This window comes from Pseudomonas sp. RL_105y_Pfl2_101 (assembly GCF_963970585.1).
Lineage (GTDB): Bacteria > Pseudomonadota > Gammaproteobacteria > Pseudomonadales > Pseudomonadaceae > Aquipseudomonas.
On the sequence record NZ_CAXAPG010000012.1, the window covers coordinates 126,137 to 136,755 of the forward strand.

General features: G+C 60.7%; 9 protein-coding genes and 1 pseudogene. 7 read left to right on the forward strand and 3 right to left on the reverse strand.

From position 1 onward, the window contains the following. Nucleotide 1: 1 nt before the first annotated feature. From AACY31_RS15725 to AACY31_RS15740, 4 genes are read left to right on the forward strand one after another with little or no spacing between them, the layout of a single operon-like run. Nucleotides 2–838, forward strand: coding sequence for an ABC transporter permease (locus AACY31_RS15725; protein ID WP_161798371.1), 837 nt, complete (start codon nt 2–4; stop codon nt 836–838). Further along, nucleotides 825–1,625: an ABC transporter permease gene (locus AACY31_RS15730; RefSeq protein WP_339480508.1), complete on the forward strand. Its 801-nt coding sequence runs from the start codon at nt 825–827 to the stop codon at nt 1,623–1,625. Before AACY31_RS15725 ends, AACY31_RS15730 begins: the two co-directional genes overlap by 14 nt. After that, nucleotides 1,622–2,611, forward strand: a complete 990-nt coding sequence (locus AACY31_RS15735; RefSeq protein ID WP_339480505.1) for an ABC transporter ATP-binding protein — start codon at nt 1,622–1,624, stop codon at nt 2,609–2,611. Before AACY31_RS15730 ends, AACY31_RS15735 begins: the two co-directional genes overlap by 4 nt. Nucleotides 2,612–2,657: 46 nt before the next feature. Then, entirely contained in the window at nt 2,658–3,311 is a 654-nt protein-coding gene (locus tag AACY31_RS15740; RefSeq protein WP_339480503.1) for an HAD family hydrolase, read from the forward strand. 108 nt (nt 3,312–3,419) lie between these two features. Here the strand turns inward: AACY31_RS15740 and AACY31_RS15745 are convergent, their stop codons facing one another. From AACY31_RS15745 to AACY31_RS15755, 3 genes are all read right to left on the reverse strand, one after another. After that, nucleotides 3,420–4,208 (reverse strand): DUF2182 domain-containing protein, encoded by a 789-nt coding sequence (locus AACY31_RS15745; RefSeq protein ID WP_339480501.1) that lies wholly within the window; start codon nt 4,206–4,208, stop codon nt 3,420–3,422. 2 nt (nt 4,209–4,210) lie between these two features. Beyond that, a complete protein-coding gene (locus AACY31_RS15750; protein WP_339480499.1) occupies nt 4,211–4,846 on the reverse strand; it encodes a DUF1326 domain-containing protein in 636 nt (211 codons plus the stop codon). A 317-nt stretch (nt 4,847–5,163) separates the two neighbouring features. Beyond that, a complete protein-coding gene (locus AACY31_RS15755; protein ID WP_339480498.1) occupies nt 5,164–6,126 on the reverse strand; it encodes a zinc-binding dehydrogenase in 963 nt (320 codons plus the stop codon). A 139-nt stretch (nt 6,127–6,265) separates the two neighbouring features. Here AACY31_RS15755 and AACY31_RS15760 point away from each other — a divergent pair, with 139 nt between their 5' ends. The 3 genes and pseudogenes from AACY31_RS15760 to AACY31_RS15770 form a co-directional block, all read left to right on the forward strand. Next, nucleotides 6,266–8,344 (forward strand): carboxy terminal-processing peptidase, encoded by a 2,079-nt coding sequence (locus AACY31_RS15760; protein ID WP_339491767.1) that lies wholly within the window; start codon nt 6,266–6,268, stop codon nt 8,342–8,344. A gap of 117 nt (nt 8,345–8,461) precedes the next feature. Beyond that, a complete protein-coding gene (locus tag AACY31_RS15765) occupies nt 8,462–10,249 on the forward strand; it encodes a bifunctional diguanylate cyclase/phosphodiesterase (RefSeq protein WP_339480495.1) in 1,788 nt (595 codons plus the stop codon). 267 nt (nt 10,250–10,516) lie between these two features. Beyond that, a pseudogene (locus AACY31_RS15770) lies at nt 10,517–10,619 on the forward strand (IS5/IS1182 family transposase); the annotation flags it as partial.

Genomic DNA, 10,619 nt, shown 5'->3' on the forward strand with positions numbered 1-10,619 from the left:
CATGACGCGCGGCAAATGGCTGGCAGCGTTGTGCCTGGTGCCCTTCGCGATTTTCTTCATCGTGTTCCAGATCGCCCCGCTGCTCTGGGTGCTGGTCAACAGCCTGGAATCGGAAGAGTTCGGCTGGGGCCTGGCCAACTTCAGCAAGATCTTCAGCTCCAAGTTCTACCTGCAAGCAATCCAGCACAGCCTGGAGATCAGTTTCTGGTCCAGCGTGTTCGGCATTGTCATCGCCGTGCTCGGCAGCTACTCCCTGCGCCGTGTGGATTCGCGCCTGCGCAACTTCGTCAACGCCTTTGCCAACATGACCAGTAACTTCGCCGGCGTGCCCCTGGCCTTCGCCTTCATCATTTTGCTCGGGTTCAACGGCAGCATCACGATCATGCTCAAACAGGCGGGCATCATCGAGGATTTCAACCTGTACTCGAAAACCGGGCTGATCATTCTCTACACCTACTTCCAGATCCCCCTGGGCGTGCTGCTGCTCTATCCGGCCTTCGACGCCCTGCGCGAAGACTGGCGCGAATCCGCCGAGCTGCTGGGCGCCAACGGCTGGCAGTTCTGGCGACACATCGGCTTGCCGGTGCTGACCCCGGCGCTGCTGGGCACCTTCGTGATCCTGCTGGCCAACGCCCTCGGCGCCTACGCCACGGTCTATGCGCTGACCACCGGCAACTTCAACGTGCTGCCGATTCGCATCGCCGCCATGGTCTCTGGCGACATTTCCCTCGACCCGAACATGGCCAGTGCCCTGGCCGTGATATTGGTGGCGTTGATGACCGTGGTCACCATCGTCCATCAGTTGCTGCTCAAGAGGAGCTACCATGTCTCGCGCTGAACCGGGCTCCGTCGGGCTCTATCATCGGGTGGTGGTGTACCTGCTGTTCGCCATCTTGCTGCTGCCCCTGGCCGGCACGCTCGTCTACTCCATCGCCAGCAGTTGGTCGGCCACCGTGCTACCCAGCGGCTTCACGTTCAAATGGTATGTGCAGTTGTGGAGCGATCCGCGTTTTCTCCACGCCTTCGGCCAATCGCTGCTGGTCTGCGTCGGTGCCCTGGTGCTCTCGGTGGTATTGATCCTGCCGTTGCTGTTCGTGGTGCATTACCACTTCCCCAGACTCGACGCCCTGATGAACATCCTCATCCTGCTGCCCTTTGCGGTGCCGCCGGTGGTGTCGTCGGTAGGTCTGTTGCAACTCTACGGCTCCGGGCCGCTGGCGATGGTCGGTACGCCGTGGATCCTGATCGGTTGCTACTTCACCGTCGCCCTGCCGTTCATGTACCGGGCAATCACCAACAACCTGCAAGCGATCAACCTGCGCGACCTGATGGACGCCGCCCAACTGCTCGGCGCCAGCACCTTCCAGGCCGCATTCCTGGTGGTGCTGCCAAACCTGCGCAAGGGCCTGATGGTGGCGCTGCTGCTGTCCTTCTCGTTCCTGTTCGGCGAATTCGTGTTTGCCAACATCCTCGTTGGCACCCGCTATGAAACCCTGCAGGTGTACCTGAACAACATGCGCAACAGCAGCGGCCACTTCACCAGTGCGCTGGTGATTTCCTATTTCCTCTTCGTACTGGTCCTGACCTGGGCGGCCAACATCTTGAACAAGGACAAAAGCCAATGAGCTACGTCAGCGTCCAACACCTGCAAAAAAGCTACGCCGGCACACCCGTGTTCAGCGACATCAATTGCGAGATCCGCAAGGGCGAATTCGTCACCCTCCTCGGCCCTTCCGGTTGTGGCAAGTCCACGTTGCTGCGCTGCATTGCCGGCCTGACCGCGGTGGATGCCGGCCAGATCATCCTCGACGGGCAAGACATCGTCCCGTTGAGCCCGCAGAAACGCGGCATCGGCATGGTCTTCCAGAGCTACGCCTTGTTCCCCAACATGACGGTGGAGCAGAACGTTGCCTTCGGCCTGCGCATGCAAAAAGTCGATGCCGCGGACAGCCGCCAGCGCGTGCTGGAGATCCTGCACCTGGTGGAGCTGCATGATTTTGCCGGCCGCTATCCCCATCAACTTTCCGGTGGCCAATGCCAGCGCGTCGCCCTGGCCCGTTCCCTGGTGACCCGGCCGCGCCTGTTGCTACTGGACGAGCCGCTGTCGGCCCTGGATGCACGGATTCGCAAGCACTTGCGCGAACAGATCCGACAGATCCAGCGTGAGTTGGGCCTGACCACGATTTTCGTCACACACGACCAGGAAGAAGCCCTGACCATGTCTGACCGGATTTTCCTGATGAACCAGGGAAAGATCGTACAAAGCGGTGATGCCGAAACCCTTTACACTGCGCCAATCGATGTCTTTGCCGCCGGTTTTATCGGCAACTACAACCTGCTGGACGCCGACAGCGCGACCAAACTGCTGCAACGGCCGGTGAACGGTCGTATCGCCATCCGCCCCGAAGCCATCGAGCTGAGCCGTAGCGGCGAGGCCGACGCGCTGATCCGCAGCCACAGCCTGTTGGGCAACGTGATTCGCTACCGGGTCGAGGCCCGCGGCGTGGAACTGGTGGTGGATGTACTCAATCGCTCGGCCGCCGACTTGCACCCCGATGGCGCACGATTGTCATTTTCCATCGATCCGTCGGCACTGTGTGAGGTAGCCTGACGGCTTTATCGATTTTGAAGCTGATCTTGAAAAGGAAAACGCGCTGATGGCCCTGGCAATTTTTGATCTGGACGAAACCCTTATCCACGGCGACTGCTCCACCCTCTGGAGCGCACAGATGGGACGCCTGGGCTGGGTCGACCCCGAGTCGTTCATGCAACGCAACGACGCGCTGATGGACGCCTACAGCCACGGCAAGCTGAGCATGGAAGAGTACATGGACTTCAGCCTGGAACCGATGATCGGCCGCACGCCGGAAGAAATCGAACACTTGGTGGCGCCCTGGGTGGAAGACTTCATCGAACCGATCATCTTCAGCGACGCCACCAAGACCATCGCCGAACACCGCAAGGCCGGCGACCGGATCCTGGTGATCTCAGCCTCGGGCACGCACCTGGTCAAGCCCATTGCCGAACGCCTGGGCATCGACGAGATCCTGGCGATCGAACTTGACGTGGCTCATGGGGTGTACAGCGGCCAGACCGTCGGCACCCTGACCTACCGCGAAGGCAAGATCGCCCGGTTGCTGGACTGGCTGGACGCCGAGGAAGAGAACCTGGAAGGCGCGAGTTTCTATTCCGACTCGCGCAATGACCTGCCGTTGCTGCTCAAGGTCGATTACCCGCATGTGGTGAACCCGGACCCGGTATTGAAGGCCCATGCCGAATCGGCCGGGTGGCCAATCCATAGTTGGAAATAAGCAGCCTCGTGTGGGAGCGAGCTTGCTCGCGATAGCGGTGGATCAGCCGGCATTGATTTATCTGATACACCGCTATCGCGAGCAAGCTCAGCTCCCACAGGTTCAGGTTCAGCCCAGCAGCAGCCACATGCCCCAACCGAGCAACAACAAACCGCAGAGACGGCTGAGCCAGAGTCCCTGCGGTAGGTTTTTCTCCAACAAGATAAAGACACCGATCACGGCCACCCAAAGCAGGTTCATCACGCCGACCACAAACAGCAGGCCCATCAGGGCCCAGCAGCAGCCCAGGCAATAAGCGCCATGGGCCAGGCCCATGCGCCAGCCGCCGAGTACGCCGGGGCGCCAGTAGCCGAGCAGAAAATGTAACGGCCCGCGACAATGCTCAAGGCAGACCGCCTTGCCTGGCAGCCACTGATAGACGCCTGCGACCAGCAGCAGGCCGGCGCCCAACGCGGTACTGGTGCTGCGCATCCCCGGACTGAGCAGAGCGAGTTGCTCGAGCGCCCATTGCAGCGCCGTGGCGCCCAGGGCGAAACCGGCCCAGACCAGAACATAGGCGCTGCAGAACAGCAGCAGGGCCAGGTGTCGCTGCGGTGCCGGCATACGCTTGCGCAGCATCTGCTGGTAGATCAACAGCATGGGCAGGGTGCTGGGCAGCATCATGCCGACCATCATCACCCCCCACATGGCGAACATCAGCAGTGTATCGGCCAGGCTCCAGGGCATGAGCATGCCGCCCATTGCCGCATCAGCCATGCCACCCGGCGCACTCATGTCCCGAGCCATCCGCAGCAGTATCAGCCAGGCCAGGGCGGTCAGCGCGAACAGGCAGAGCAGGAGCAGCAGCTGCTCGCCTGTCAGTCGCTTGCTCTGCCTCGCCACCTGAGGTTCTGCCATCTTTACGGCTCTATGCCATGACCGGTGAAGTGCACGTGGGCGAGGTGGCTATGACTGCCCTGGGCTTGTAGTTTTAGGGCTGCATGCGTCTGGTAGCTGCCGCTGGCTACTTCGGCCTCGAGGAACTCGAAGCCGTTGGGCAGGGACAGGCGGACTCGATGAGGTGAGCCGTCGATCGGGCTGCGGATCGGCTCGCCGCTGGCCTGCAACACGCCAGGAATATCCAGGTGCGCCAAGCGCTGATCGACATCAATGGAGAGGGTAATAGGCACGAACAGCGGTTCGAACGCTTCACTCATGGTGCTGCTGAACACCTGAAACACGTTGACCCCTGGATCGCTCTCCAGGCCAGAGAGGATGGTCAGCAGAGCCTGGCGTTGCGCCTCGTCGGCGCGTTCATCGATGAACACCTGACAACTGCCGTTGCCCTCATGGATGGCACCCGGCCAAGCGAAAGTGGCGGCCCAGCACAATCCGTCCAGCGCGACCTGATTGAAATACCCGTGTTCCACTCGCATCGACGCCACCGCCTGGCAGTGACCATGGGTCGGTGGCGCATTGAATTGACAGGGGCAGCCCCAATTGCAGTTGCAGGCAATGAATTCGACGCCCTGCATGCGCCATTCGGCGATGGCCATAATCAACCTCTTCACCTACTGGTGAAATGAAAGCTGCGGTTGCCCCATCCCCCATTAGTTAACGCTAGCAGGACGCGCGCATCAGACAGGGGCTGCCGACCGAAGGTGCAAGCCAGCGTCGATAAGGATGAGGGTGCCAGTCATGTCGGCGCGGACCTGTAGGAGCTGGCGAAGCCTGCGATCTTTTGATCTTTTGATCTTTCGCTTGAGATTCAGGTGTCTTGGGAAAGATCGCAGCCTCGTTTCACTCGACAGCTCCTACTCAGCTCCTGCGTAGCGTCTACACAGTTGCCACGGGTCGCACATAGCTGTCGAAATCAGCTCAGGCTTTCATCGATCACCAACACCAGCTTCCCGGACACCTGGTTGGTCGCCAGTTCCGCGAACGCCGCTTCGGCGTCCTTGATCGCGAAGGTCCGGGCCAGTTGCGGGCTCAGGCGTTTATCGGCAAACAGCGGCCACACCTGTTGGCCCAGCTCGCTGATCAGGTCGGCCTTGAACTGCTCGTCGCGGCTGCGCAGGGTCGAGCCGAGCAGTTGGATACGCTTGCCCAGCACCTGAGCCAGATCGAGTTCGGTCGAGCGCCCGCCCATCAGGCCGATCAACACCCAACGGCCGTCAACTGACAAAAGTTTCACGTTGAGTTGGGCGTAGCTGCCGCCCACCGGATCGAGGATCACGTCGAAGGGACCGAGGTCGTTCAAACTCTCCAGGCCATCGGTGCGTACCACGCCGCCCTGGGCGCCCAGGGCCTCGCAATAGGCCAGCCGCTCGGTCGAACCGACACTGACCCAACATGGGTTGCCGAACGCCTTGCACAGCTGGATCGCGGCCGAGCCGACGCCACTGGCGCCAGCGTGCAGTAGCACTTTTTCACCCGGTTTGAGCGCCGCCAACTGGAACAGGTTCAACCACGCCGTGCTGTAGACCTCCGGCAGCGCGGCCGCTTCAGCCAATGACAAGCCCTCGGGTACCGGCAATACATGCCGGCCATCGACCACCACTTCCTCGGCCATCCCGCCGCCGGCCAGCAATGCACAAACGCGGTCGCCCACCTGCCAGGACGAGCCCGGCCCAACCTCGCTGATCACCCCGGAACATTCCAGCCCCAGCACCTGGCTGGCGCCGGGTGGCGGCGGGTAAAGTCCGGCTTTTTGCAACAAATCGGCCCGATTCAGGCCGGCGGCCGCCACACGAATGCGAACTTGCCCGACATCACACGCCGGACTTGGCTCATCAGCCCATACCACTTGGCCTTCAACGCCTTGCAATGCTTTCACGGTGCCTCCATAGTGAGTCTCGACTGGGCCCGCTGCTTCAACGCCGGGCTTTCTTGCATTATGCGCCCGGGCCACATGGAACCGGCGACTTCAAAGACGGCCTAATATGCGTTATCAATTGTCCCTGCGTCGAATCAGCATGAAGCACCTGTTCCCCAGTACCGCCCTCGCGCTCGTCATTGGCCTCGGCCTGTTACCGTTGTCGAACGATACGTTCGCAGCCAACAGTTGGGACAAGCTTCGGCCCGATCGTGACGAGGTGATTGCCAGCCTTAACGTCGTCGAGTTGCTCAAACGCCATCACTACAGCAAGCCACCGCTCGATGATGCGCGCTCGGTCATCATCTACGACAGCTACCTGAAGCTGCTTGATCCCTCGCGCAGTTATTTCCTGGCCAGCGACATCGCCGAATTCAACAAGTGGAAGACCCAGTTCGACGATTTCCTCAAGAGCGGCGACCTGAACGCCGGGTTCACCATCTACAAGCGCTACCTGGACCGCGTGAAATCGCGCCTGGATTTCACCCTTGCCGAGCTGAACAAAGGCGTCGACAAAATCGATTTCAATACCAAGGAAACCTTGCAAGTCGACCGCAAAGACGCCCCCTGGCTCAAAAGCACAGCCGAACTCGATGACCTGTGGCGCAAGCGCGTCAAGGACGAAGTGCTGCGCATGAAGATTTCCGGCAAGGACCCCAAGCAGATCCAGGAAACCCTGACCAAGCGCTACAAGAACCAATTGGCTCGCCTGGACCAGACCCGCGCCGAGGACATTTTCCAGGCGTACATCAACACCTTCGCCATGTCCTACGACCCGCACACCAATTATCTGTCGCCAGATAACGCGGAAAACTTCGACATCAACATGAGCCTGTCCCTGGAAGGCATCGGTGCGGTACTGCAGAGCGACAACGACCAAGTGAAAATCGTGCGCCTGGTCCCGGCGGGCCCTGCGGACAAGACCAAACAGGTCAGCCCGGCGGACAAGATCATCGGCGTCGCCCAAGGCAACAAGGAAATGGTCGACGTGGTCGGCTGGCGCCTGGACGAAGTGGTCAAGCTGATCCGTGGTCCGAAAGGCTCGGTGGTGCGCCTGGAAGTCATCCCGGCCAGCAATGCCCCGAACGACCAGACCAGCAAGGTCGTGTCCATCACCCGTGAAGCGGTGAAGCTGGAAGAACAGGCGGCGAAAAAATCGGTCCTCAACCTCAAGCAGGACGGCAAGGACTACAAGCTCGGCATCATTGAGATCCCGGCTTTCTACCTGGACTTCAAGGCCTTCCGCGCCGGGGATCCGAACTACAAGAGCACCACCCGCGACGTCAAGAAGCTGCTGACCGAACTGCAGAAGGAAAAGGTCGACGGCGTCGTCATCGACTTGCGCAACAACGGCGGTGGCTCCCTGCAGGAAGCCACAGAGTTGACCAGCCTGTTCATCGACAAGGGCCCGACCGTGCTCGTGCGTAACGCCGATGGCCGGGTGGATGTGCTGGAAGACGAAAACCCGGGCGCGTTCTACAAGGGGCCAATGGCCTTGCTGGTCAATCGCCTGTCCGCGTCGGCCTCGGAAATTTTCGCCGGTGCGATGCAGGACTATCACCGTGCGCTGATCATCGGCGGCCAGACCTTCGGCAAAGGCACCGTGCAGACCATCCAGCCGCTCAACCATGGCGAACTGAAACTAACCCTGGCGAAGTTCTACCGGGTTTCCGGACAGAGCACCCAGCACCAGGGCGTGCTGCCTGACATCGATTACCCGTCGATCATCGACACCAAGGAAATCGGTGAAAGCGCCCTGCCCGAAGCCATGCCATGGGACACCATCCGGCCCGCGATCAAACCGGCCGTGGACCCATTCAAACCGTTCCTGGCCCAACTCAAGTCCGACCACGACGCGCGCTCGTCCCAGGACGCGGAATTCGTGTTCATCCGCGACAAGCTGGCCTTGGCGCAGAAGTTGATGATGGAAAAAACCGTCACCCTCAACGAAGCCGAGCGTCGCGCGCAGCATGCCGACATCGAGGCCAAGCAACTGACCCTGGAAAACCAGCGTCGCAAAGCCAAGGGCGAAGAACCGCTCAAAGAGCTGAAGAAAGAGGACGAAGACCTGATCACGGAGCCGGAGAAAACCAAACCGGAAGACGATGCCTACCTGAGCGAGACCGGGCGGATCCTGCTGGATTACCTGAAACTCAATACGGCGATCGCCAAGCACTAAGATGATGGCCATTTAATGGTGATGCTCGTCGCAGTGTCATCAAACTGACATCAGTCTGTCGTGAAATACAGGACCGGGTGCCGCGCACCCGGTCCTTTTTTATCGCCAGAGATTACCATGACCACGACAGAGCAGCTGAGTGCCTTGAGTTCGATCCTGGCTCAAAGCGGTTTGCACAGCCTGTTCCAACCGATCATCTGCCTTTCCGAACGGCGCATCGTGGGTTATGAAGCCTTGACCCGCGGCCCCTCCAACAGCCCGTTGCACTCGCCCATCGCGCTGCTCTCCGTGGCCCGCCAGGCCGGCCGCCTCAGCGAATTGGAACTGGCCTGTCGCCGCAGCGCCTGCCAACGCTTCAATGAGCAAAAGCTGCCGGGCAAACTGTTTCTCAACGTCTCGCCCGAGTCCCTGCTGGAATCGGCACACCAGACGGGGCGCACGCTGCAACTGCTGCAGGACCTCGGCATCGCGCCCAGCCAGGTCGTGATCGAACTGACCGAACAAACCCCCATCGATGACTTCCAGCGCCTTCAAACCGCCCTGCATCATTATCGGGCCATGGGTTTCTCGATTGCCCTGGACGACTTGGGCGCCGGTTATTCGAGCCTGCGACTGTGGTCCGAATTGCGGCCCGATTACGTGAAGATCGACCGGCATTTCATCGACGGCATCCACCAGGACGCCCTCAAGCGCGAATTCGTGGGTTCTATCCTGAAAATCGCCCGGGCCTCCCGCGCCCAGGTGATTGCCGAGGGCATCGAACTGCCGGAAGAACTGGCAGTGCTGATCGAAATGGGCGTCGACTTGGTCCAGGGCTATCTGCTGGCGCGGCCTCAGGAACAACCGTCACGCGATGCCAAGGCCCTGATGCCCAAGCAGGACAGCGGCGTGGCGACGTTGAGCGATGAGGTCAACGACCTCAGTGCGCTGCTCAACGAGCAAACGGCAGTGGCCCACAACACGCCAACAGCCACCGTGCTGGAAGCGTTCCGGCGCCAGGCCAACCTCAACTCCCTGGCGGTGCTGGATGATCAAGGGCAGCCCTGCGGCATCGTTCATCGCCATTCGCTCTCGGACGCCTTGCTCAAGCCCTTCGCCACCGACCTGTTCGCCCGCAAACCCATCAGCCGCTTGATGCGCGACGACTTTCTCGCAGTGGAGTTGAACCAGTCGCTGCAACAAGTCAGCCGCCTGATCACCAGCCGCGCCCGACAACGCATCGAAGAAGACTTCATCATCACCCTCAACGGCGGCTACCTGGGCCTGGGCCGGGTAATCGACGTGCTCAAGCTCATCACCGAACTGAAAATCCAACAGGCCCGCTACGCCAACCCCCTGACCCTGCTGCCGGGCAACGTCCCGATCCAGCAATGCCTCACGCGCCTGCTGCAACAACGGCAGGAATCGGTGATCTGCTACGTGGACATCGACAGTTTCAAACCCTTCAACGACCTCTACGGCTACGGGCGCGGCGACGAGGTCCTGCTGTGCCTGGCCCAATGCCTGAACGAACGCATCGACCCCAGCCGCGACTTCGTCGGCCACATCGGCGGCGACGACTTCCTGCTGGTCCTCGGCCCGGAAGACTGGCGCAGACGCCTGGACCAGCTACTCAGCGACTTCCAGACCCACTGCCGGCGCTTCTACCGCCCCGAACACCTGGAGACGGGATGCTTTACAGCGTTGAACCGACAGGGCGTTCGACAGGAGTTCGCGCTGTTGTCATTGTCGATTGGCGTGGTGCATCTGCGCACCGAGGCCTGTGAGGAATTGGATGCCAGTCAGTTGGCTGAGCTGGCTTCGCAGGCCAAGCATCATGCCAAGGACATTTTGGGCGGGAGTGTGTATTTGGTGGAGGGTTTGGCGGAGCGGGAGGTTGTGGTGGGGTTGGGTTTGACGGTGTAAGCGGATTCTCCATTCACCACAGCCCGAACGCCTGGCGCCAACCCTGTGGCGAGGGAGCTTGCTCACGCTGGGCTGCGTGTTGATCGTTCCCACGCTCCTGCGTGGGAACGCCGCCAGGGACGCTCCGCGTTCCGCTTCTGGAAGGTGACGCAGAGCGTCACGGGATACATTCCCACGCAGAGCGTGATCAAATCCTCTAAGGAAACTCTGAAAAAGACTTCCTGATTTGGCAAAATCACCGGGCACCAGTCGCCGAGCTTTTCAATGATGAAACAGATGACCTTCGCCGATGCCGAGTACGCCGGCAAGCGCAAGCAGACCCGCAAGGAGTTGTTCCTGATCGAGATGGATCAGGTAGTGCCTTGGAAAG